This is a genomic window from Pseudomonas sp. PDM01 (assembly GCF_014852325.1).
Taxonomy (GTDB): Bacteria; Pseudomonadota; Gammaproteobacteria; order Pseudomonadales; family Pseudomonadaceae; genus Aquipseudomonas; species Aquipseudomonas migulae.
In genome coordinates this window covers 35,638-58,201 of sequence record NZ_JACVBK010000014.1, presented here as the reverse complement: position 1 = coordinate 58,201, position 22,564 = coordinate 35,638, and the positions used below count along the sequence as shown (strand labels likewise).

The 22,564-nt window shown below is 60.4% G+C and carries 27 protein-coding genes; 13 read left to right on the top strand and 14 right to left on the bottom strand.

Features of this window, described 5'->3' with window-relative positions:
- Positions 1-101 precede the first annotated feature (101 nt).
- The gene (locus IB246_RS27630) at positions 102-1,538 is read left to right on the top strand and encodes a M15 family metallopeptidase (RefSeq protein WP_008044119.1); all 1,437 of its coding nucleotides are present in this window, start codon (positions 102-104) and stop codon (positions 1,536-1,538) included.
- Positions 1,539-1,542: 4 nt separating this feature from the next.
- Here IB246_RS27630 and IB246_RS27625 read toward each other — a convergent pair whose 3' ends face one another.
- The 3 genes from IB246_RS27625 to IB246_RS27615 are packed head-to-tail and all read right to left on the bottom strand — an operon-like array spanning position 1,543 to position 3,456.
- Entirely contained in the window at positions 1,543-2,001 is a 459-nt protein-coding gene (locus IB246_RS27625; protein WP_008044118.1) for a GNAT family N-acetyltransferase, read from the bottom strand.
- Between the two features lie 20 nt (positions 2,002-2,021).
- Positions 2,022-2,396: a nuclear transport factor 2 family protein gene (locus tag IB246_RS27620; protein ID WP_008044117.1), complete on the bottom strand. Its 375-nt coding sequence runs from the start codon at positions 2,394-2,396 to the stop codon at positions 2,022-2,024.
- Positions 2,386-3,456, bottom strand: a complete 1,071-nt coding sequence (locus IB246_RS27615) for a sterol desaturase family protein (protein WP_008044115.1) — start codon at positions 3,454-3,456, stop codon at positions 2,386-2,388. Before IB246_RS27615 ends, IB246_RS27620 begins: the two co-directional genes overlap by 11 nt.
- A gap of 176 nt (positions 3,457-3,632) precedes the next feature.
- On the opposite strand from IB246_RS27615, the gene IB246_RS27610 reads away from it, so the two are divergent.
- On the top strand, positions 3,633-3,947 hold the full coding sequence (locus IB246_RS27610; RefSeq protein WP_008044113.1) for a DUF3630 family protein: 315 nt from the start codon (positions 3,633-3,635) through the stop codon (positions 3,945-3,947).
- A gap of 306 nt (positions 3,948-4,253) precedes the next feature.
- Here the strand turns inward: IB246_RS27610 and IB246_RS27605 are convergent, their stop codons facing one another.
- Positions 4,254-4,787: a cysteine hydrolase family protein gene (locus IB246_RS27605; RefSeq protein ID WP_192230220.1), complete on the bottom strand. Its 534-nt coding sequence runs from the start codon at positions 4,785-4,787 to the stop codon at positions 4,254-4,256.
- Between the two features lie 69 nt (positions 4,788-4,856).
- Positions 4,857-6,584 (bottom strand): gamma-glutamyltransferase, encoded by a 1,728-nt coding sequence (gene ggt / locus IB246_RS27600; RefSeq protein WP_008045279.1) that lies wholly within the window; start codon positions 6,582-6,584, stop codon positions 4,857-4,859.
- A 150-nt stretch (positions 6,585-6,734) separates the two neighbouring features.
- On the opposite strand from ggt, the gene IB246_RS27595 reads away from it, so the two are divergent.
- Entirely contained in the window at positions 6,735-7,244 is a 510-nt protein-coding gene (locus tag IB246_RS27595; protein WP_008029471.1) for a methylated-DNA--[protein]-cysteine S-methyltransferase, read from the top strand.
- 108 nt (positions 7,245-7,352) lie between these two features.
- Here the strand turns inward: IB246_RS27595 and IB246_RS27590 are convergent, their stop codons facing one another.
- Positions 7,353-7,940 carry an NUDIX domain-containing protein gene (locus tag IB246_RS27590; RefSeq protein ID WP_008045277.1) on the bottom strand — a complete coding sequence of 196 codons (588 nt, stop codon included), beginning with the start codon at positions 7,938-7,940 and terminating at the stop codon, positions 7,353-7,355.
- A 50-nt stretch (positions 7,941-7,990) separates the two neighbouring features.
- On the bottom strand, positions 7,991-8,428 hold the full coding sequence (locus IB246_RS27585; protein ID WP_008045275.1) for a hemerythrin domain-containing protein: 438 nt from the start codon (positions 8,426-8,428) through the stop codon (positions 7,991-7,993).
- 146 nt (positions 8,429-8,574) lie between these two features.
- Here IB246_RS27585 and IB246_RS27580 point away from each other — a divergent pair, with 146 nt between their 5' ends.
- On the top strand, positions 8,575-9,018 hold the full coding sequence (locus IB246_RS27580) for a GNAT family N-acetyltransferase (protein WP_008045273.1): 444 nt from the start codon (positions 8,575-8,577) through the stop codon (positions 9,016-9,018).
- Between the two features lie 86 nt (positions 9,019-9,104).
- Here IB246_RS27580 and IB246_RS27575 read toward each other — a convergent pair whose 3' ends face one another.
- Positions 9,105-9,455 carry a hypothetical protein gene (locus IB246_RS27575; protein ID WP_008029480.1) on the bottom strand — a complete coding sequence of 117 codons (351 nt, stop codon included), beginning with the start codon at positions 9,453-9,455 and terminating at the stop codon, positions 9,105-9,107.
- Between the two features lie 161 nt (positions 9,456-9,616).
- On the opposite strand from IB246_RS27575, the gene IB246_RS27570 reads away from it, so the two are divergent.
- The 9 genes from IB246_RS27570 (at position 9,617) to IB246_RS27530 (ending at position 14,584) form a co-directional block, all read left to right on the top strand.
- Complete coding sequence (locus IB246_RS27570; RefSeq protein WP_008045271.1) at positions 9,617-9,865, top strand: hypothetical protein; 249 nt, start codon at positions 9,617-9,619, stop codon at positions 9,863-9,865.
- 20 nt (positions 9,866-9,885) lie between these two features.
- Positions 9,886-10,215, top strand: coding sequence for a DUF6388 family protein (locus IB246_RS27565; RefSeq protein ID WP_008045269.1), 330 nt, complete (start codon positions 9,886-9,888; stop codon positions 10,213-10,215).
- Between the two features lie 28 nt (positions 10,216-10,243).
- The gene (locus IB246_RS27560) at positions 10,244-10,948 is read left to right on the top strand and encodes a YoaK family protein (RefSeq protein ID WP_008029486.1); all 705 of its coding nucleotides are present in this window, start codon (positions 10,244-10,246) and stop codon (positions 10,946-10,948) included.
- Between the two features lie 158 nt (positions 10,949-11,106).
- Positions 11,107-11,499, top strand: coding sequence for a sulfurtransferase complex subunit TusD (gene tusD / locus IB246_RS27555; RefSeq protein ID WP_008029488.1), 393 nt, complete (start codon positions 11,107-11,109; stop codon positions 11,497-11,499).
- Position 11,500: 1 nt separating this feature from the next.
- Entirely contained in the window at positions 11,501-11,863 is a 363-nt protein-coding gene (gene tusC, locus IB246_RS27550; RefSeq protein WP_008043790.1) for a sulfurtransferase complex subunit TusC, read from the top strand.
- Positions 11,863-12,156, top strand: coding sequence for a sulfurtransferase complex subunit TusB (gene tusB / locus IB246_RS27545; protein ID WP_008043791.1), 294 nt, complete (start codon positions 11,863-11,865; stop codon positions 12,154-12,156). Before tusC ends, tusB begins: the two co-directional genes overlap by 1 nt.
- Complete coding sequence (locus IB246_RS27540) at positions 12,153-12,488, top strand: TusE/DsrC/DsvC family sulfur relay protein (RefSeq protein ID WP_008043792.1); 336 nt, start codon at positions 12,153-12,155, stop codon at positions 12,486-12,488. The genes tusB and IB246_RS27540 overlap by 4 nt, the downstream gene beginning before the upstream one ends.
- A complete protein-coding gene (locus IB246_RS27535; RefSeq protein ID WP_008043793.1) occupies positions 12,485-13,486 on the top strand; it encodes a glycosyl transferase family protein in 1,002 nt (333 codons plus the stop codon). Before IB246_RS27540 ends, IB246_RS27535 begins: the two co-directional genes overlap by 4 nt.
- 90 nt (positions 13,487-13,576) lie before the next feature.
- Positions 13,577-14,584, top strand: a complete 1,008-nt coding sequence (locus tag IB246_RS27530) for a glutathione S-transferase family protein (RefSeq protein WP_008043794.1) — start codon at positions 13,577-13,579, stop codon at positions 14,582-14,584.
- A 137-nt stretch (positions 14,585-14,721) separates the two neighbouring features.
- Here the strand turns inward: IB246_RS27530 and cysG are convergent, their stop codons facing one another.
- From cysG to IB246_RS27500, 6 genes are all read right to left on the bottom strand, one after another.
- Positions 14,722-16,116: a siroheme synthase CysG gene (gene cysG / locus IB246_RS27525; RefSeq protein ID WP_008043806.1), complete on the bottom strand. Its 1,395-nt coding sequence runs from the start codon at positions 16,114-16,116 to the stop codon at positions 14,722-14,724.
- Positions 16,117-17,397 carry a serine--tRNA ligase gene (gene serS / locus IB246_RS27520; protein ID WP_008043810.1) on the bottom strand — a complete coding sequence of 427 codons (1,281 nt, stop codon included), beginning with the start codon at positions 17,395-17,397 and terminating at the stop codon, positions 16,117-16,119. It abuts the gene before it with no gap.
- A gap of 15 nt (positions 17,398-17,412) precedes the next feature.
- Positions 17,413-17,787, bottom strand: coding sequence for a fluoride efflux transporter CrcB (crcB, locus tag IB246_RS27515; protein WP_008029503.1), 375 nt, complete (start codon positions 17,785-17,787; stop codon positions 17,413-17,415).
- Entirely contained in the window at positions 17,787-19,109 is a 1,323-nt protein-coding gene (locus IB246_RS27510; protein ID WP_008029505.1) for a replication-associated recombination protein A, read from the bottom strand. Before IB246_RS27510 ends, crcB begins: the two co-directional genes overlap by 1 nt.
- Before the next feature lie 139 nt (positions 19,110-19,248).
- The gene (lolA, locus tag IB246_RS27505; protein ID WP_008043813.1) at positions 19,249-19,872 is read right to left on the bottom strand and encodes an outer membrane lipoprotein chaperone LolA; all 624 of its coding nucleotides are present in this window, start codon (positions 19,870-19,872) and stop codon (positions 19,249-19,251) included.
- Positions 19,873-19,937: 65 nt separating this feature from the next.
- Positions 19,938-22,346 carry a DNA translocase FtsK gene (locus IB246_RS27500; protein WP_032832837.1) on the bottom strand — a complete coding sequence of 803 codons (2,409 nt, stop codon included), beginning with the start codon at positions 22,344-22,346 and terminating at the stop codon, positions 19,938-19,940.
- Positions 22,347-22,564: the final 218 nt, after the last annotated feature.

Genomic DNA, 22,564 nt, shown 5'->3' with positions numbered 1-22,564 from the left:
TAACGTCGTGATCCGGAAATGCAGACTGAGGTTAGTCCCCCTCACCTCAGTCTGCTACCTTTCCCCCGTTCATTGCGTACCCGGCATCCTGGAGACATCGCATGCGCCCTCTTCGCACCATCGCCCGCCCCTGGCTGCAATCGCTGCTGTTGCTGGGCAGCGTCCTGGCGGGCATGTCCAGTGCCGAGCCACGGCCCGGACACATGGTCTATCTGCGCGCGATTGATCCGAGCATCGAGCAAGACATTCGCTACGCCGGCCCCCACAACTTCACCGGTCACCCACTCGACGGTTATGCCGCCGCCGAATGCCTGTTGACGCTGGACGCCGCCAGGGCGCTCGCCCGAGTGCAAGCGTCGTTGCGCACGCAAGGCTACGGTTTGAAGGTATTTGATTGTTATCGACCGAATCGGGCGGTGGCCGATATGGGCCGCTTTGCCACCGAACCGGGCGATCCACGCAAGGCCGAGTTCTACCCGCGCGTGGACAAGCAGGACTTCTGGCGCCTGGGGTATGTGGCGCGGGTGTCGAATCACTCCAGAGGCTCGACCGTGGACCTGACACTCACCGGGCCCAAGGCGTTGCCCGCCAGCGCCTGGACGCCCTCGGCCACGCAGGTCGATTGCACCGCCCCCTACGATCAGCGCTGGCATGACGGCGCACTCGACATGGGCACCGGCTTCGATTGCTTCGATGAGCGGGCGCATACCGCCAACCCGACGATCAATGCGACCGCGCAGGACAATCGCCAGCGGCTCGGCAGCGCCATGGCCAAAGAAGGCTTCTCCGGGTACTCGAAAGAATGGTGGCACTTCACTTATGGCAGCGCACAGGCACCGAACAACGTGATGGATTTCCCCATCACGCCGCTCGACGCCAATGCCGCACTCGACGCCAGCCATCAGCTGATTGTGGTCACCACAAAAAACTGGGATGACCTGCAAGGCAGCGCCCAGCGCTATGAACGCGACGGGAACAGCTTCCGCAAATATGGCGAGGCGTTTGCGGTGGTGGTCGGCAAAAACGGCATGGCCTGGGGCAAAGGGTTGGACAACGTTGAGCCAGGTGCAGACCCCGTCAAACACGAAGGCGATGGAAAAGCGCCGGCCGGGATTTTCAAGCTGGGAACAGCGTTCGGTTACGAGACCAGCGCCGGCACGAAACTGCCCTACCTCGCCCTGACAGCGACCACCGAATGCGTGGACGACAGCCATTCCGAACACTACAACACCCTGGTCGACGGCGCGGCGATGCCCAAGGACTGGAACAGCTCCGAACGCATGCGCAGCGAAGTAGGCTATCGCAAAGGCATTGTCATCGAGCACAACACACCGGCGTCCCCCGCCTCGGGCTCGTGCATCTTTTTCCACATCTGGCGTAGCCCGACATCGCCGACGGCGGGTTGCACGGCCATGGATCAGGCGGACATCAGCCGATTGTTCGACTGGCTCGATCCGCAGCAGTCTCCCCTGCTGGTGCAAATGCCCGAGGCGCAATACGAGCACATTCGCGAGCGCTGGAACCTGCCGGAACGGTGACCGGTCAGCCCTGCTTCAAATCCAGGCAATAGGTGTAGTAACCCGTATCGCGCACATAGCCCAAGGCTTCATACAACCGCTGCGCACCGTGATTGTCCGTGGCGGTTTCCAGCACCAGGCCTTTGGCACCGCTCAACACCGCGAAGTCGCGCGCGGTGTTCATCAGCCGCGTTGCGACCCCGCGCCCTCGGGCAGCAGGCGCGGTGAACAGGTCGCTGAGCAGCCAGGTGCGATGCGCGTCGATAGACGAAAAGGTCGGGAACAACTGGACGAACCCCAGTGCTTCGCCGTCGGTGTCCCGGGCGAAGAAGATCACGGACTCATCCCGGGCAATGCGCTCGGCGATAAAGTGGCGGGACTGATTCAGGTTCGAGGGCTGGCCATAAAACCCTCGATAGGCGTCGAAGAGGCTGGCGACTTGATCGATGTGCGTTGCGTCGGCGCGATGTACCTGAACATCCATCTCAATGGTCTCCGTGCGGTTCACGACTCATGGTAGTAGTACAGCTTGTTGATGATGACCCAGCGATCATCGATCTTCAGCAACGACAGGTAATCGGTAAACCTCATCCCCGCATAATCATCGATGATTTTTACGGCGGCGGCGTCGCCTGTTATATCCAGGTCAATCACCTCCCAAAAAGGCTTCACCTCTTTTGCCGCCGGGCCTTCGGTTTTGATCGCGTCGATAAACTCATCAAGGGACAGCCATTCAAGCGCTTTTTGGAAGTGACCGATGATGCGACAAGACGGATGAAATGCTTTTCGCAACGAGGCTTCGTCAGCGAAGACCATACCCTCGACATAAAGTTTGACGGCTTCTTTGACAGACTCTTTTTCTGCGGAATCAGTTGTCATGTCTCACCTCCACTTCTGCTAACGCATTCTGGATTGTTCGCAAGGGCGCCCGCGAACGATCAGGTCGTTTGGTCGAACGGATCTTGCGGGCAATGTCTACAAACGGCGTGACGATCAGGCTGTAAACCGTCAGGTAACGCTCAGAATCCTGCTCACCGGTGCCGAACCGCAGGGCTTCGGGTTTCGACGTGGTGACGTAGAGCGTGCCGAACATCCAGTCCCACAGGGACAGGTTGATGCTGAAGTTCTTGTTGAAATGGCGCGGTGCGTCGCTGTGATGAATCTGGTGCTGGGCCGGGCTGTTCAGCACATGTTCGAACACCGGGCCGAACGACAGCCAGACATGACTGTGACGCAGGTTTCCCACCAGCCCGTTGAGGATGAACACCAGCCAGGTCACGCCGAACAAAGTATAGCGGCTGATCTCGCCGCCGCAGGCGTACCAGAAGACGCCGGCAAAGGCGCCGATGCCGATGATCGTCGAGAGCTTTTCGACAATTTTTTCCACGAAATGAACCCGGCTAGCGGTCGCTGGAACCAGCACCGGCGCCGAATGGTGGACCTTGTGGAATGCCCACAGCCATTTGGAATGGAAGGCGCGGTGCGCCCAGTAGGCCATGAAGTCTTTCACCAGGAAAACGCCCAGCCCGTAGAGCAAGGACAGTGAAAGATTCTGCTCCACTTGCACTCGCGCGCCCCACAGGTTGGTGAAAAAGGCGATGTAGTCTCCGGAGCGCAGGACGAGCGGGTCCACCAGACCGACAATCGGCAACACCAACGCCACTTTCAGAATCGCCCGCACGAAGTAGTAGCGGTAATCGAGCAACGCCGAACGATGGAAATACACCCGACGCCCGCCGATGAACTGCCCGAACGACTGCGCGTCGGTGAGACCTCGATGTTTCCTGAACCGGAACAGGGCGTAAGCGATGCTGTAAGACGAGAACAGAAACAGTACACCCATGCGCCCATTCAGATCGAAAAGGCCCAGGAACTGGCGAGTGACGGGCTCGATCACCCACTCGGTCAGGCCGTTAAAAAGCAGCACAAGGGCATCCACCAGGAGCTTGCCTCCCTCAAAGAAAAGCTATTGGAATTTAACCGCAACAGAGAACGGTTCTTAAGTGTAGATTGAGTTCAAGCCTCTGCACATCCCCCCACTCAGAGATTGGATCTGCTTCCTCGCCACAGGGTTTGCGGCTGACGTAAAGTCGCGGGACTTTCCGGAGGCTCAACATGAGCGAACCCACCCCCACGATCTACCTGTCCGATACATCCGACCGGGCGCTGTTCGACCGGATCGCCGATGAATTGAGGCAAGCACTCGACGGGACGTGGGTCGTACAGGCCAGCGGGCTGGATCAGCGTTATTGGGACCTGGAGGTCGAGGAGCAGCTCATTACGCTGCATCTGGAACATTACCTGGGAATCATGCTGCTGGTGGACGACGCGGATCCGGCCTGGGTGGCGTCGGAACGCTTTCAGGCGTTGGTGCAGCGGTTGCAGGTTTTCGATCAGGAAAAATCGATGGGTACGCACCCCAATCCGTAGGAGCCAGGCTTGCCGGCGAAGGCGTCCATGAAATCGCCATCGCCAGCAAGCCGGGCTCCTACAGGGTTTGCGTGAACCCTAAATCTCCAACACCCTCGCGATTTGTAGGAGCCGGCTTGCTGGCGATGGCGTCCGTAAAATCGCCATCGCCGGCAAGCCGGGCTCCCACAGGTTTTGCGTGAAACCTAAATCTCCAACACCCTCGCGATCCGTAGGAGACAGCTTGCCGGCGATGGCGTCAGTGAAATCGCCATCGCCGGCAAGCCGGCTCCTACAGGGTTGGGGGGGAGTTCGTCATCATGGGTGCTAGAAGGTGATGTCGGCGGCGGGTATCACGTCGATCCGTGCCACTGAACCGGTCAAATGCGCCAGGTCCTTGTTGTGCTCGGCGATGATGTCTTCGGCGGGGATGTTGCCGTTGTCGACCGTGGAGTGAGCGTCAGCCGCCAGCACCACGTCGTACCCCAGTTGCAGCGCCTGACGCACCGTGGCGTTGACGCAGTAGTCGGTTTGCAAACCGCAGATGACCAGGCGTTCGAAATCCTGCACCGGCAGCAGCTTTTGCAGGTTGGTCTGGTAGAACGAATCCGGTGTGGTCTTGCGTACGTGCCAATCCTTGGGCGAGGTTTCCAGCCCCTCGGCAAGTTGCCAGCCCTCAGCGTTATACGCCAGTGGACTGCCGTCTTCCTCATGCTGGATCAGCACCACCGGAATGCCGGCCTTTCGGGCACGGGTGCTGAGCCCGTTAATGGTGTCGATGACACGTGAGATTTCGAAGCACTCGTACTCGCCCGTGCAAAGTGCTCGCTGGACATCGATGATCAACATTGCAGTGGTCATGGTTCCATCCTTGATCTGTCGTTGGGTCAGGGGACAGAAACTAAATCCGTCCCCTTCCAAACACAACCCTCAATAACCGAGAGACAACCCGGTGTTACGACGCGGATCGTTCGCTCCGTAGAAACGGTTTTTGCCCACCGGTTTACCTTCCAGCGACGGCGCCCCGACCAGGATCGCGGCGATATGGTTAGCATCCTGCGGCCCGGCAAACTTGTGGCCCCAGCTTTCAAGCAGCTTCACCGTGTCCGGACTGGTGGTGAACGCCTCCAGGTTGGTCTCCTCCGGCAACCACTGCTGGTGGAAACGCGGCGCATCCACCGCCTCCTGAATGTTCATGCCGTAGTCGATCACGTTGAGGATGGTCAGCAAGGTCGCGGTGATGATGCGGCTGCCGCCTGGGGTGCCGACGACCATCACGACTTTGCCGTCCTTGGTGACGATGGTCGGGCTCATGGACGACAGCGGCGCCTTGCCCGGCGCGATGGCGTTGGCCTCCCCTTGCACCAGACCGTACATGTTCGGCACGCCGATTTTCGAGGTGAAGTCGTCCATCTCGTCGTTGAGGATGACCCCGGTTTTGCTGGCCATGACACCGGCGCCGAACCAGTCGTTCAAGGTGTAGGTCACCGACACCGCGTTGCCCCATTTATCGACGATGGAGTAATGGGTGGTGTTGCTGCCTTCGTGCGGCGCGACGCCGGGTTTGAGCTCGCGGGACACGCCGGCCTTTTGCGGATTGATGGCAGCGCGGATTTTGCTCGCGTAGTTTTTATCCAGCAGATGGGCGATCGGATTTTTCACGAAGTCCGGGTCGCCGAGGTAGCTGTTGCGGTCGACATACGCGTGGCGCATGGCTTCGATCTGGTAATGCATACCCTGCGCCGAGCGGTAACCCAGGTCTTTCATCGGGTAGCCGTCGAGGATGTTCATGATCTCGCAGATCACTACGCCGCCGGAGCTTGGCGGTGGTGCCGAGACCACGTGGTAGCCACGGTAATCGCACTCGATGGGGGCCAGTTCGCGGGTCTTGTATTTGTCGAGGTCGGCCTGGGTGATGATGCCTTTGTTGGCCTGACTGGAGGTGACGATCGCGTCAGCGACCCAGCCCTTATAGAAACCGTCGGCGCCCTTCTCGGAGATTTCCCGCAGGGTTTTGCCCAGGTCTTTTTGCACCAGTTTCTGGCCGACCTGCATCGGCTCGCCGTTGCTCAGGAAAATCGAGCCGGAATCTTTCATATCCTTTTTGAAGACGTCGGTGGCGTACTCCAGCAAATCGACATCGCCCTGCTCCAGCACAAAACCGTCTTCAGCGAGTTTGATCGCCGGGGCGATCACTTCCTTGCGCGGTTTGGTGCCGTAGGTTTTCAGGGCCAGTTCCATACCGGACACGGTGCCCGGCACGCCGACAGCCAGATGACCACGGGTGCTGAGGTCCGGGACGACGTTGCCCTCTTTGTCGAGGTACATGTCGGCAGTGGCGGCCAACGGGGCTTTTTCGCGGAAGTCGAGGAAGGTCTTGCGCCCGTCCGCCAGTTGAATGGTCATGAAACCACCGCCGCCCAGGTTACCTGCCGCGGGATACACCACCGCCAGTGCATACCCGACCGCGACGGCGGCATCGACGGCGTTACCACCGTTCTTGAGCACATCGACGCCCACATGACTGGCCAGATGCTGGGCCGTGACCACCATGCCGTTTTCGGCGGCGACGGGGGCGACAGAAGCGGCGTGAGCCGCCAGGCAACTGAGTGCCAATGAAGTCGCGATGAGCGATTTGGCAAAAGGTTCGAACTTCATGAGTCGGTCTCTTTTTGTTTTTAGGGTCGGTAAAAAAAACAGAGAAAACGTTTCAAGAGCAGTACGCAGTATGGTCGGGATTGCGTATTGCGCCTCCCCGTCGAGGCAGTATGCTTGCCGCCTGCTCACCTGTTTTCGGAGTCCGCCCGCATGAGTTACACCTTCACCACCATGGCGTCGCCGGTCGGCGAGTTGAAGCTGGTCGCGAACGGTTCGAGACTGGCGGCCATCCTCTGGGAAAACGACAAACCGAATCGCGTACGGCTCGGGCCGATGAGTGAGGCGGCGGACAACCCGGTCCTGGTGCGCGCGGTTCAACAGTTGCAGGAATACTTCGCCGGCACACGAAACCGCTTCGACCTGGAACTGGATTTTGCCGGGACGGACTTTCAGAAAAAGGTGTGGCAGGCCCTGCTGACCATTCCGTTCGGCGAAACGCGCAGCTATAGCCAGATTGCCGAGCAGATCGGCAACCCGAGCGCAGTGCGTGCAGTGGGTGCGGCGAATGGCAAGAATCCGATCTCGATTATTGCGCCGTGCCATCGGGTGATCGGCGCGTCGGGGAAATTGACCGGGTTTGCAGGTGGGCTTGAGGCGAAGGAATTATTGCTGACCCTGGAAGGCGGCCGAGGTAAAACCGGGCGTTTCGAAGGCTTTTGACCTTGCTTTATGTAGGAGCGAAGCTTGCTCGCGAAGGTGTGTCAGCAACGGTGCTGTCGCCTGACATACCTTCGCGAGCAAGCTTCGCTCCTACAGGGGATTGCGTGCTCAGGTGAACATATTTTTCATGGCGGCGTACTGCAGCAGCATGATGGTCTTCGCGTCGCAGATCTCCCCGCGATAAAACGCTTCCAGTGCGGCCTCGAACGGCCACTCCAGCACTTCCAGTTCTTCGGTCTCTTCTTCGAGCCCGCCGCCCTCGCCGACTTTCGATGAAGCATCGTATTCGGCGATGAAGAAATGCAGTTTTTCAGTCACCGAGCCGGGGCTCATGTAGGCCTCGAACACCTTCTGCACATGGTGCACGCGATAACCGGTTTCTTCCTCCGCTTCATCGCGGATGCGTTCTTCGGGCGCAGCGCCTTCGAGCAATCCCGCAGCCACCTCGATCAACAGACCGTCGTGACCGTTGACGAACACCGGCAAGCGGAATTGCCGGGTCAGTACGACGGTTTTCTTCTCGCGGTTGAACAGCAGAATCGCCGCACCATTGCCACGGTCGTAGACCTCGCGAGTCTGGCGTTGCCATTCGCCGTTGTTGCGCTGGTAATCGAAGGTGATTTTCTTCAGCAGATACCAGTCGTGGGACAACACCTGGGACTCGACGATGTTGACCCGCTCGGCTGTGTTCGGCATGACAACGCATCCTTATTTCGTCAGAAAACGCCCATCTTAGACGAAGGCCCTCACGAAAGTTGAGCCTTGTATTCCTTCTCGTATTGCCTGGCGAGCGTTTCTTTCTGCTGGTCGTCGAGCAGCTTGCCGGCCATCTGGAAGAACTTCTGCTCTTCCTCCTCCAGATGGTGATGGACCTTCTCGGAGAGCTTCTTCGCGGTCACCAGCCAGGCCGGGCTGGACATCTCGGTCTCGTCGAGTTCCTCCATCATTTCGTCCATCTCGTGATGTTCCGAAATCGCGTGGCGACTGAGGTCGACACCGTTGTCGAACTCCATCAGCGGGATGTAGAAATGCCGCTCTTCTGCAGTTTCGTGTGCCTGGAGTTCGGACTTGAGCTGCTTGTAGGCTTCAACGCGCTCCGGGGTGTCGCCGCTGGTCTTGACCAATGCGACGGCGTAGGTGCGTTGGCGGTCGTGGCTTTCGCGCAAGGCTTCGAAAATGTTCATTGGCAATCCTCATCGGCCGCGTTCTGGAATGACGCTGTAAAGGCTAGACATCTGCGCGCTGGCGACGGTTCCTCTGAATAACGAGGGATAGAACAATCGGCGCGACCCGGATACGCTCGTGCATCACTGCCATAAGGATGTAGCCGATGACACTCAGCATCGAACAGTCGCACAACCCGACACCGGAAGATCGCGAGGCGATCCTCGCACCGTTGCGGGCTTACAACGTCACCCAAGCGGGGGACGGCAAAGCGCAACCGCTGGCCCTGCTGGTGCGCAATGACCAGGGCGAGATTCTCGGCGGGCTGTACGGCCGGTTTTTCTATCAATGGTTGTTTATCGAATTGCTGTCGGTGCCGGAACAGGGCCGGGGACAAGGCATCGGCTCCAGACTGATGCAGATGGCCGAAGACCTGGCGCGGGAGAAGGAATGCATCGGGATCTGGCTGGACACCTTCGACTTTCAGGCGCCGGAGTTCTACAAGAAGCTTGGGTTCAGCGAGTTGGGGCAGATCGTTGACTACCCGCCGGGGCACAGGCGCTTCTTTTTCCAGAAGCGCCTGATCAATAAAGCTGAACTCTCCCTGTAGGAGCATGGCTTGCCAGCGAAGGCGTCCGTGAAATCGCCTTCGCCGGCAAGCCGTGCTCCTACAAAGGTATTGCGGTGCTCAAAAGATCAGAGGCAGGTAGCCAGCGCCGCCAAACGGCGCTTGGCGACAAAGTCGTCATGCTGCGCGTAGTAACTCAACGCCGTCCCTGATGCATCGGTGGTCACGTCCACAAAGGACTCCGCCGAACGCGTGTAAACGGTAGACCCGCCCTTCTTGCCCGGCTGCAAATAAGCGCCCGCATCGACGCCGAATACCGCCTCGTCCTGCCAGGCGAACTGCACGCACTGGGCGACGACTTTTTCCGGTTTGTCCGAAGTCAGGGTTTTGTACGGGGTGCCCGTGCGGGCATCGTTCATCACCGAACCGGCGCATCCCGCCAGCAACGTTGCGGCCAGCGCCACCATCAGAATTCGCATTGCGTGTGCTCATCAAGAAAAAGCGGACTGTATCACCGTGGGCCGGCGTATCGTTCTGCTTTACTTCATTTATACCGCGACACCGCGCAACGATTCGCGCACCCTGTCGCGCCAACCGCTGCATCGCCCCTGTTTTCGGGCTCATTTTTTCTGGAACGTCCATGACACCCAATGCCGAATTCTACAAACCGACCGCTGAATATGCCGACAAGCTGATCAGCCAGATCGGCCAGACGCCTTCCTGGATCGCCAAGCGAATCGGCGTCACCGACAAGCGGATCCGTTACATCCTCGACGGCGAACGCACCGTCAAGGGCGAAACCACGCCAATCCAGATGACCTACTGCGAGCAGTTTGCCCTCGAATGCCTGGCCGCAGCGGCCAAGGCCAGCAAGAAGCAGTCCGTGTAACCCATTCTCAAGGAGCGACCATGGCGGCAACCGAACAGCAACACGAGCAGGCGCTGCAGAAGTTTCTCGATGAGCGACCTGAACTGCGCCACGAACTCGACAACCTCAACCCGCTGCTGGCTCAGGCCAAGGGCGAAACCGCAGCGCAGTTTCGCGACGAGCGCTTGCATGAAGCGTTCGAAGCCGAGGCCGAACGTCTGGGGTTGTTTGCCTGGGAGCTGACCCTGCAACTGACCGCTGCGACGTCTGAGGACTACGAGGCCCAGCGCCTCGAAGTGCACAGGGAAGTGGCCGAAATGGCGGGGATGGACTGGCTGGAGTATTGCGAGTTATATGGTCTGACCCCGTAACCGTCGCCGCACAAGGATCCCGCCACCGATGCTGCCTTCGTCCTCCACGACCCGCGCCAGTCCGGGGCATCTGCACACTCAGAAATGGCGCGGCCGCATCGGCCTGTCGCTGGTGGCCGCACTCTCGGTACTTGCCGGCATGACCGACGCTATCGGCTTCATGGCCAGCGGCGATTTCGTTTCCTTCATGAGCGGCAACACCACCCGCCTCGCCGTGGCGATCAGCGACGGCGACATGGGCCTGACCCTGCGCCTGCTGCTGCTCGTGGCCACGTTCATCCTCGGCAACGCCTTGGGCATTGTCGTCAGCCGGGTCGGTGGGCGCCGCGCGCTGCCCTTGCTGTTGTGCATCGCCATGTTGCTGTGTGCGGCAGCGGCCTGGCCTTATGACGAACAATTGCCGGCGCTGCTGGCGGCGATCATCGCGATGGGCATGCTCAATGCCGCCGTCGAAGAAGTGAATGGCCTGCCGGTGGGGCTTACTTACGTGACAGGCGCCCTGTCGCGCTTCGGTCGCGGCCTGGGACGCTGGATGCTCGGCGAACGGCGCAATGGCTGGCGGGTGCAGTTGATCCCCTGGACCGGAATGTTTGCCGGCGCGGTGCTGGGAGCGGTGCTGGAGCATCATCTTGGACTCAGGGCGTTGTTTGTCAGCGGGTTGCTGGCGGGGGCGCTTGGCGTGTTGTCGTTGAGGATTCCACGGCGTTGGCAGTTGGGGTATATGCCGCGTTGAGCGGCGTAGCACATTCAGCATTTATGTCGGCAGACAGACCGCCATCGCTGGCAAGCCAGCTCCTACAGGGGGTTTTCCTGTAGGAGCCGGCTTGCTGGCGATGGCGACAACTCGGTCCACGCCTTATCATGGCCGCAGTTTTACTGATCGAGTCCGTCATGAAGTTCGCCATCGCGCTGTTTTCCGCCGCCCATGCGCCCTCCTCGCGCCGTGCCTTGCTGTTCGCCCAGGCTGCGCTGGCCGGCGGGCATGAGATTGTCCGGCTGTTTTTCTATCAGGATGGCGTCTACAACGCGTCCGCCAGCGTGGTCACGCCGCAGGATGAACAGGACCTGCCCAAGCAATGGCGCGCCTTTGTGGCCGAACATCAACTGGACGGCGTCGTCTGCATCGCCGCCGCCCTGCGTCGTGGCGTGTTGAACGACGAAGAAGCCCAGCGTTATCAGCGCGAAGCGGTCGCCGTCGGCGCGCCGTGGGAGTTGTCCGGTCTCGGTCAGTTGCATGACGCGGTGCAGGACGCCGACCGACTGATCTGTTTCGGAGGTGCGTGACATGCCTAAATCCTTGCTGATTATCAGCCGTCAGGCGCCGTGGTCCGGGCCGAGCGCACGTGAAGCACTGGACATCGTGCTGGCCGGCGGTGCCTTCGACCTGCCGATCGGCCTGCTGTTTCTTGATGACGGGGTGTTCCAGCTCGCGCCGAAACAGGACGCCAAGGCCCTGCAACAAAAAGACTTGAGCGCCAACCTGCAAGCGTTGCCGATGTTCGGCGTCGAAGACCTGTTCGTCTCTGGCGACAGCGCCGCTGAACGCGGCCTGGCCCCGGACAGCTTGTCGCTGGCAGAAGCCCAGGTGCTGGCCGCCCGCGAAATCACCGCCCTTATTGACCGTTACGACCAGGTGATCACCCTCTGATGTCGACTTTGCATGTGTTGTCTCATTCCCCGTTCGGCGACGACCGCCTGAGCAGTTGCCTGCGCCTGATCGGCGCGAACGATGCGCTGCTGCTGACCGGTGACGCGGTGTATGCGTTGCAACCGGGCACCGCGCCCTTCAACGCACTGATCACCGGCAACCCAACGCTGTTCGTGTTGGCCGAAGACGCCCAGGCTCGTGCGGTGGAGGTTCCGGATACGGCCAAGGCGATCGATTATCCCGCCTTCGTCGAACTGTCGATTCACTACGACAAGGTCAACAGCTGGTTATGAATGCACTGACGGTCGGCGCCCGCGCCATCGAGTTGGACAAGGACGGTTTCCTGGTTGAACTGAGCGACTGGTCCGCCGACGTGGCCAGCGCCCTCGCCGCTGCCGAAGACATCGAGTTGAGCCCCGAGCACTGGGAAATCCTCGAATTGCTGCGCAGCTTCTACGCCGAATTCCAGCTGTCCCCGGCGACACGTCCGCTGATCAAGTACACAGCGTTGAAGCTCGGCCCGGAAAAAGGCAACAGCCTGCACCTGAACCGACTGTTCAAAGGCACCCCTGCCAAACTCGCCGCGAAACTGGCGGGCCTGCCCAAACCGACGAATTGCTTATGACCGATTATCCAGTGCTGACTCTAGAAACGCCCGCCGAACACCCCTTCGCCCAATTCGTGCGGATCCTCGGCAAAGGCAAGCGCGGCGCCCGCGACCTGACCCGCGAGGAAGCCCGCGAAGCCATGGGCATGGTGCTCGACGACAAGGTCGAAGACACTCAGCTCGGTGCATTTCTGATGCTGCTGCGGCACAAGGAAGAAAGCGCCGAGGAAATGGCCGGTTTCACCGAAGCCCTGCGTGAGCGCTTGCAACCACCGACCCTGAATGTCGATCTGGATTGGCCAACCTACGCCGGCAAGAAACGCCATCTGCCGTGGTATCTGCTGGCGGCCAAGTGCCTGGCGCAGAACGGCGTGCGGATTTTCATGCACGGCGGCGGCGCACATACGGCCGGGCGGCTGTACAGCGAGCAACTGCTGGATGAGCTGAAGATCCCGTTGTGCCGCAACTGGCAACAGGTCGGCTCGGCGCTCGATAACGGCGGCCTGGCGTTCATGCCGCTGGTGGATTGGGCGCCGCAACTGCAACGCATGATCGACCTGCGCAATACCTTGGGCCTACGCTCGCCGATCCACTCCCTGACGCGCATTCTCAATCCGTTGAACGCCCGCTGCGGCCTGCAAAGCATTTTCCACCCCGGCTACCAGGCGGTGCATCGCGATGCCAGCGGCTTGCTCGGCGACACCGCGATTGTGGTCAAGGGCGATGGCGGCGAGATCGAGATCAACCCCGACACCGACAGCCACCTGTACGGCACCACCGGTGGCGAGAGCTGGGATGAGGAATGGCCGCAGCTGTCGGCGCAACGCCATGTCAAACCCGCCTCTCTCGATCCCGAACATTTGAAAGCCGTATGGCGTGGCGACGTGGTCGACAGTTATCCGCAAATGGCGCTGATTGCGACAATGGCCCTCGCACTACGCGGCCTCGGCCAACCTCGCGAAATCGCCTTCGAAACAGCCCAGAAATATTGGGATGCACGGGATAGATCGATTTAACCGATCATAAGCGCCCAACCTTTGCGCTTTTTTATCGAACCTATCGGAATAGACTCCTCTCCAACGCTTATCGGTTGAGGAGTCTTGAACATGGGTTTGTTAGTCGAAGGTCGCTGGCATGACCAGTGGTACGAAAGCAGCAAGGACGGCGCGTTCCAGCGCGAACAGGCGCAGCGTCGAAACTGGCTGACCGCCGACGGCACGCCCGGCCCGACCGGTGTGGGTGGCTTTGCCGCCGAGGCGGGTCGTTATCACCTCTACGTATCGCTCGCCTGTCCGTGGGCGCATCGCACACTGATCCTGCGCAAACTCAAAGGCCTTGAAAGCCTGATCGACGTGTCGGTGGTCAGTTGGCTGATGCTGGAAAACGGCTGGACCTTCGACAAGCACTTCGGCTCGACCGGCGACAAGCTCGATCACTTCAACTTCATGCACCAGCGCTATACCGCCGACACTGCCGACTACACTGGCCGCGTCACTGTGCCGGTGCTCTGGGACAAGCAGCAGAATCGCATCGTCAACAATGAATCGGCGGAGATCATCCGCATGTTCAACGGCGCATTCGATGACTTGACCGGCAATGACCTGGATTTCTATCCGGCGCCGTTGCGCGGCGAGATCGATGCGTTGAATGAGCGGATTTATCCGGCGGTGAACAACGGTGTGTACCGCGCCGGGTTCGCGACATCGCAGACGGCTTATGAAGAGGCGTTTGACGGGTTGTTTGCGGAACTGGATCGACTGGAACAGCTGTTAGACGCCAATCGTTATCTGGTGGGCGAATACCTGACTGAAGCGGACATTCGCCTGTTTACCACGCTGATCCGCTTTGATGCGGTGTACCACGGGCACTTCAAGTGCAACCTGCGGCGGATTGCCGATTATCCGAACCTGTCGAACTGGCTGCGCGAGATTTATCAGTGGCCGGGGATTGCCGAGACGGTGGATTTTCAGCACATCAAGAACCACTACTACGGCAGTCACAAGACCATCAACCCGACCGGTGTTGTGCCGAAGGGGCCGGAGCAGGACTTTACCGTGGCGCATGATCGGGCGCGGTTGAGTGGGAAAGGGGTTTGGCGCAAGAACAGCGCCTGATCCGGGTTCTATTTCGATTTTGAGGCCCCCTTCGCGGGCAAGCCTCGCTCCTACAGGTTTTGTGTCCACCCGCAATCGTGCGAACAACATAAAATCTGTAGGAGCGAGGCTTGCCCGCGAAGGAAGCGACTCGGTCTTCAGACTTGCGCCTGAGCCCCCTCAAACCACGCCAGTTTCTCGCGCAACTGCACCACTTCCCCAACAATCACCAGCGTCGGTGCATGTACTTCATGCTCCGCTACCAGCCGTGGAAGATCGGCCAAGGTGCCGGTAAACACCCGCTGATTAACCGTGGTGCCCTGCTGAATCAACGCCGCCGGCGTATCCGCTGCGCGACCATGCTTGATCAACTGCTCGCAGATGATCGGCAAGCCCACCAGCCCCATGTAGAACACCAGGGTTTGCGCCGGCGCAACCAGGTCACCCCACGGCAAATCGGTGGAACCGTCCTTCAGGTGCCCGGTGACAAATCGCACCGACTGCGCGTAATCGCGGTGGGTCAGCGGAATCCCGGCGTACGCCGCGCAACCGCTGGCCGCCGTGATGCCCGGCACCACCTGGAACGGGATGCCATGGGCCGCCAGTTCTTCGATCTCTTCACCGCCACGGCCGAAGATGAACGGATCACCGCCCTTCAACCGCACCACGCGCTTGCCTTGTTTGGCCAGGTCCACCAGTTGCTGGTTGATCTGATCCTGCGGCACGGCGTGATCGGCACGACGCTTGCCGACGTAGACCCGCTCGGCATCGCGACGGCACAAATCGAGAATCGCCGGCGCCACCAACCGGTCATACAGCACCACATCGGCTTGCTGCATCAGGCGCAAGGCGCGGAAGGTCAACAGGTCGGGATCACCCGGCCCTGCACCGACCAGATACACCTCACCCGTGGCAACCGGCGCTTCACCGCTGATTTTCGCCTGCATCATGCGCTCGGCTTCAGCGCCCTGCCCGGCCAGTTGCCGGTCGGCAATCGGGCCCTGGAACACATCTTCCCAGAACGCCCGACGCTGCTGTACATCCGGAAACAGGCCTTTGACCTGACTGCGAAAACGCGCAGCCAGACCGGCCAGTTGACCGTAGGTGGAAGGAATCCAGGTTTCGATCTTGGCGCGGATCAACCGCGCCAGCACCGGCGCATCGCCGCCACTGGAAACCGCGATGATCAATGGCGAACGGTCGACGATCGCCGGGAAGATCACGCTGCACAAGGCTGGCGCATCCACCACGTTGACCGGCACGCAACGCCGATGAGCATCGGCGGAGACTTGTGCATTCAGCGGTTCATCATCGGTGGCGGCAATGATCAGCCCGCAGCCGTCCAGATCCGCTTCGACGTAGCCACGCACCAGGCACTCGCCACCGCTGCCGGCAACGAGTTCGCGCAGTTGCGGTTCGATTTCAGGCGCAACCACCCGCAGCAGCGCACCGGCTTCGGCCAGCAGGCGGGATTTGCGCAAGGCAATTTCCCCCCCACCGACGACCAACACACGACTGCCGCGAAGGTTGTGAAACAGCGGCAGATAGTCCATTTAGCCGATGACCTCGAGGCCACCCATGTACGGTTTCAGCACGTCCGGCACACGGATCGAACCGTCGGCCTGCTGGTAGTTTTCCAGCACGGCAACGAGGGTACGACCGACCGCCAGACCGGAACCGTTCAGGGTGTGAACCAGTTCAGGCTTGCCGGTTTCCGGGTTGCGGAAACGCGCTTGCATGCGACGGGCCTGGAAATCGCCGCAGTTGGAGCACGACGAAATCTCGCGGTATTTGTCCTGGCTCGGGATCCACACTTCCAGGTCGTAGGTCTTGACTGCGCTGAAGCCCATGTCGCCGGTGCACAGCGCAAGGGTGCGATAAGGCAGTTCCAGCAATTGCAGGACTTTCTCGGCGTTGGCGGTCAGGCCTTCCAGCGCTTCCATCGAGGTCGATGGCTCAACGATCTGGACCATCTCGACCTTGTCGAACTGGTGCTGGCGAATCATGCCGCGGGTATCGCGACCCGACGCACCGGCTTCACTGCGGAAGCACGGCGTATGGGCGACGAACTTGATCGGCAGTAGTTTCGAATCGACGATTTCGCCGGCGACGATGTTGGTCAGCGACACTTCAGCGGTCGGGATCAGGTACAGATCGGCCTCGCCTTCGCGAGCGATCTTGAACAGGTCTTCTTCGAATTTCGGCAATTGACCGGTGCCTTGCAGCGCCGGCGCCTGGACCAGATAAGGCGTATAGGCCTCTTCGTAACCGTGCTCGCTGGTGTGCAGGTTGATCATGAACTGCGCCAGGGCGCGGTGCAGACGGGCGATCGGGCCACGCAGCAAGGCGAAACGCGCTCCGGACAGCTTGGCGGCGGTTTCGAAGTCCAGCCAGCCGAATTTCTCGCCCAGGGCGACATGGTCCTGGACCGGGAAATCGAACGCGGTCGGGGTGCCCCAGCGGCGCACTTCAACGTTGCCGTCTTCGTCATCGCCGATTGGCACGGATTCGTGCGGCAGGTTCGGGATGCCGAGCAGGATCGAATCCAGATCGGTCTGAATCCCGTCCAGTTCCACTTTGCCGGCGCTCAATTCGTTGGCCATGCGCTCGACGTCCGCCATCAACGGCGCGATGTCTTCGCCGCGCTGCTTGGCCTGACCGATGGATTTGGAGCGCGCATTACGTTCAGCCTGCAGTGCTTCGGTGCGGGTCTGGACGGTCTTGCGCTGTTCTTCCAGCGCTTCGATGCGCGCAACATCCAGCGTGTAGCCACGGGATGCCAGGCGGTCCGCTACGTCCTGAAGGTTGCTACGTAACAGTTTGGAATCGAGCATGTCGGTCTCTCGTTATCAAAGTTTGGTCAAGGACAGGCCGGCCCAAGTGGCGAGCAGCCCGCCGAATACGCTGATGGCAGCATAGCCCAGGGCTAGTGGCACCTGCCCGCTTTCCAGCAGGCGCACCGTATCCAGTGAAAAGGATGAAAAAGTCGTCAGCCCCCCGAGGAAGCCGACAATCAGCCCGGCGCGCACTTCGAAAGGCACCTCCGGGCGAATCAAAAACAGACCGTATAGAACGCCGATCAGCAAACAGCCGACGATATTAACGGCCAGCGTCGCGGTATAGAAGTGCCGTGGCCAATTAGCGTTGACCCAGTTGCCAGTGGCGAAGCGCAACAGCGTGCCAGCGACCCCGCCGACGGAAACCGCAACAATCAATGGAAGCACTATTTTCTCCGCTGCCGGGGGCTTAAACGGTCAAGTTGCGCGAGGTGATTGAGCTTCTCGCCGATCTTCAGCTCCAGGCCTCGCGGCACTGGCTGATAGAACGGTTGCGGCTCAAGCTCTTCGGGGAAGTAGTCTTCGCCGGCAGCGTAGGCATCCGGCTCATCGTGGGCATAACGGTACTCGTCGCCGTAACCGAGTTGCTTCATCAACTTGGTCGGGGCGTTGCGAAGGTGCAACGGCACTTCCAGCGAACCGTGTTCGGTGGCGCTGCGCATCGCGGCTTTGAAACCCATGTACACCGCGTTGCTTTTCGGCGCGCAGGCCAGATAGGTGATGGCCTGGGCCACCGCCAACTCGCCTTCCGGGCTGCCGAGGCGTTCCTGCACTTCCCACGCGGCCAGGCACAGGCTCAAGGCGCGGGGGTCGGCGTTGCCGATGTCTTCGCTGGCCATGCGCACCACGCGCCGGGCGAGGTACAGCGGATCGCAACCGCCATCGATCATCCGTGCAAACCAGTACAACGCGCCGTCCGGATTGGAGCCGCGAACCGATTTATGCAGCGCGGAAATCTGGTCGTAAAACGCTTCGCCGCCCTTGTCGAACCGCCGACGGGTATCGCCGAGCAGGCTTTGCAGGAGATCGACGCCGATTTCGCTGTTGTCTTCGGCAAGGTCCGAGGCGTTTTCCAGCAGGTTGAGCAGGCGTCGACCATCGCCATCGGCGGCGGACAGCAGCATCTGAAAGCCTTCATCGCTGAGGGTCAGTTGCCGTTTGCCCAGGCCACGCTCTTCGGTCAGCGCACGATGCACCAGTTTGCGCAGCGCCGCTTCGTCGAGGCTTTTGAGTACGTAGACGCGCGCCCGGGAGAGCAAGGCGTTATTGAGTTCGAACGAGGGATTTTCCGTGGTCGCGCCGATGAAAATCAGCGTGCCGTCTTCGACGTACGGCAGGAAGGCGTCCTGCTGCGACTTGTTGAAGCGATGCACTTCGTCGACGAACAGGATGGTGCGTTTGCCGTACTGGCCGGCCTGTTGCTTGGCGATTTCCACCGCCTGGCGGATTTCCTTCACGCCGGCCAATACAGCCGAGACCGTTTCGAAGTGCGCATCCGAGACTTCCGCCAGCAACCGCGCCAGGGTGGTTTTGCCCACGCCCGGCGGGCCCCAGAAAATCATCGAATGCAGCGCACCCTGCTCCAGCGCTTCGCGCAAAGGCTTGCCGCGAGCGAGCACGTGTTCCTGACCGACGTACTCGTCCAGATTGGCCGCACGCAAACGGGCGGCCAAGGGCTGAGCTATCGGGGCGCTGCGAAACAGGTCCATCACGACTTGCGAAACCTCACTACTTGAACACTGCAGGCCTCTGTAGGAGCCGGCTTGCTGGCGATGGTGGGTCAGTCGACATTAATGTTGAATGAATAATCGCCATCGCCAGCAAGCCGGCTCCTACAAGGGATTTGTGTTACTCCTGGATGATGTCCGCGCCTTTAGGGATGTCGAACTTGAACTTCGACGCCGGGATCGGCTCGTTGGCCTTCACGCCGGTAAACAGGATGTTGGTACGCTGGCCGACGCTGTCGATCAGTTGCATGTCATTGACCAGGCCATTGCGGAACGACAGGCGCAGGCTGTCGAACAGGGTGTCCTTGGATTTCGGCTTCAGGGTGAAGTCAATCACACCGCCAGCTTCCTTGGCGCTGATGGCGAAGCTCTGGCTGATCTTGGACACGTCACCGGACAACAGCAACGCCGGCGTCTGGCTCAGACGCAGATCGAGGGTCTTGATGGTGGCCTGTTCCAGGTCCGGGTCCCACAGGGTCACTTTCTTGCCGTCGGAAACCACGACTTGCTCGGCCGGCGCATCGGTGTGCCAGTAGAACAGGCCCGGGCGCTGCAGCGACATTTCACCGGCCGTTTCCTGCAACTGGGTGCCGCTGCCATCGAGGGTCAGCTGCGAGAAGCGTGCGGTCAGGGTCTGGGATTTTTCCAGGAGTTGGGTCAGACGTGCCACGTCCTTGTCATCGGCGTGGGCCGAGAGCGTGGTCAAAGCCAGAACCGGCAGCAACAGCATGCGGATAAGACGCATGGGAGTCCTCATAACATTCGTGGGAGTTCGGACGGTGCGTCACCGCACCATCCTTGCAAATCAAATCAGTCGCGCACCGGGCCAGGCGCCAGGACTTCACGCGAACCGTTGGTGTTCATGGACGTCACGACCCCGGCCATTTCCATGGCTTCGATCATGCGTGCGGCGCGGTTGTAGCCGATTTTCAGCTTGCGCTGAACCGCAGAGATGGACGCGCGACGGCTTTCCAGTACGAACTGCACCGCTTCGTCGTACAGCGCATCGGTTTCAGCATCGTCATCACCGCCGCCACCGCCATTCTCAAAGCCGCTACCGGCCTCTTCAACACCGGCGAGGATGTCATCGTTGTATTCCGGCGCACCGCGCAGTTTCCAGGCTTCCACCACCCGGTGAACCTCGTCATCGGACACGAACGCGCCATGCACACGAATCGGCAGGCTGGTGCCCGGCGGCATGTAAAGCATGTCACCGTGGCCCAGCAGTTGCTCGGCACCACCCTGGTCGATGATGGTCCGCGAGTCGATCTTGCTCGACACCTGGAACGCCATGCGCGTCGGGATGTTTGCCTTGATCAGACCGGTGATCACGTCAACCGACGGACGCTGGGTCGCGAGGATCAAGTGGATACCGGCGGCACGGGCCTTCTGGGCGATACGGGCGATCAGCTCTTCAACCTTCTTGCCGACGATCATCATCATGTCGGCGAATTCGTCGACCACCACGACAATGGTCGGCAGCTTGGTCAGCAGCGGCGCTTCGTCGTGAATGCTTTCGCGCTTGTACAGCGGATCGCTCAGCGGCGTGCCGGCGTCCTGGGCTTCCTTGACCTTGGCGTTGAAGCCGGACAGGTTTCGCACGCCCATCTTCGCCATCAGTTTGTAGCGACGCTCCATCTCCGCCACGCTCCAGCGCAGGGCGTTGGCCGCGTCTTTCATGTCGGTCACAACCGGGCACAGCAGGTGCGGAATGCCTTCGTAGATCGACAACTCAAGCATTTTCGGGTCGATCATGATCAGCTTGGCGTCTTCCGGGCCGGACTTGAACAGGATCGACAGAATCATCGCGTTCACACCCACCGACTTACCGGAACCTGTCGTACCGGCCACCAGCAAGTGCGGCATTTTCGCGAGGTCGGTGATGACCGGCTTGCCGCCGATGTCATGACCGAGGGCCAGGGTGACCGGGGATTTAAAGTTGTCGTACTCAGGCGTCGACAGCACTTCGGAGAAGCGCACGATCTGCCGGTCTTCGTTGGGAATCTCGATACCGACGGTGGTCTTGCCCGGAATCACTTCCACCACCCGCACGCTGGTCACGGCCAGGGAACGCGCCAGGTCTTTCGCCAGGTTGGCGATACGGCTGACCTTGACCCCGGCGGCAGGCTGGATTTCGTAACGGGTAATCACCGGGCCCGGGTGAATCGAGTCTACCGAGACTTCGACGCCGAATTCCTTGAGCTTGATTTCCAGCAAGTGGCCAACGGCCGCCAGCGACTCCGGGGAATAATTGAGTTGTTTCTTTTCTGCAGGATCGAGAATCGAGATCGGCGGCAAGGTGCCTTCGACGGCGCTGTCGACGAACAGCGGCGCCTGTTTCTCTTTTTCCACGCGCTGGCTTGGCGCGGCGGGTTTCGGCGGCGCGGGGGCAATCACCGGCGGGACCTGCTTCTCGCGGTCCGACATGTGTTTGCTCAGGGCTTGCTCACGCTCGATCAGGCGTTCCTTGACCTTGGCTTGCTCGCGCTTGTCGGTAACGGTCGGCGCGACCACGTCATGCACGCGATCATCGACTTCACGCAACTGCGCAACCAGCTGCTTGCGCTCGACACGGGCGGCCCACCAGCGGTTGGCCGCGCCCTGGAACACTTCGAACAGGTCGAGGGTGATCTTGCCGGTAACGTCCATCACCTTGAACCACGACAGGTCGGTGAACACCGTCAGGCCGAACAGGAACAACGCGATGAACAGCAAGGTGCTGCCCTGGATATTCAGTGCATTGCGGGCCAGATCGCCAAGGCTTTCGCCCAACGCGCCGCCCGCGCCGGCCGGCAGACCGGTCGGTGCATGGAAATGGATGTGGGCCAGGGCCGCGCCCGACAGCACCAGGAACACCAGGCCGATCAGGCGCCAGGAAAACAGCCAGCCGCTCCACTGCCACGGCTCGTGGCGTTGACGGAAGATCTGGTAGGTCTTGACCGCCAGCAACAGCGGGAAAATGTAGGCGAAGTAACCCAGCACCATGAACAGGATGTCGGCACTGTAGGAGCCGACCGGTCCGCCAAAGTTCTGAACATCGTCGATCTTGCTGTTATGGCTCCAGCCCGGATCGTCCTTGCCGTAAGTCAACAAGGCCATCATCAGGAACAGGCACAGGCCGCCGATGGCGATCAATGCACCTTCCTTGAGCCGGTAGTGCAAATGCTGGCGCCAGAGCGGAACGACGGCTGGTTTAGGTGCTGCGGTGGATTTCTTCAAAACGCTTCTTTTCCTGCGCCTATGGCGCGTCCATCTGTTGAATGACTATAAAAAACTGCCCAATCCAGGCAGGTAAAAAAGTTAACCGGCGCAACTGGGACTACTTTTAACACTGCACTCCGGTTTTTATAAACACGGGGCGCACTGAATATTCAAGTGACCGGCACGCATTGTACGGGTTTGTTCGTACGATGCCATGCTGGCAGGCCATGGATCAG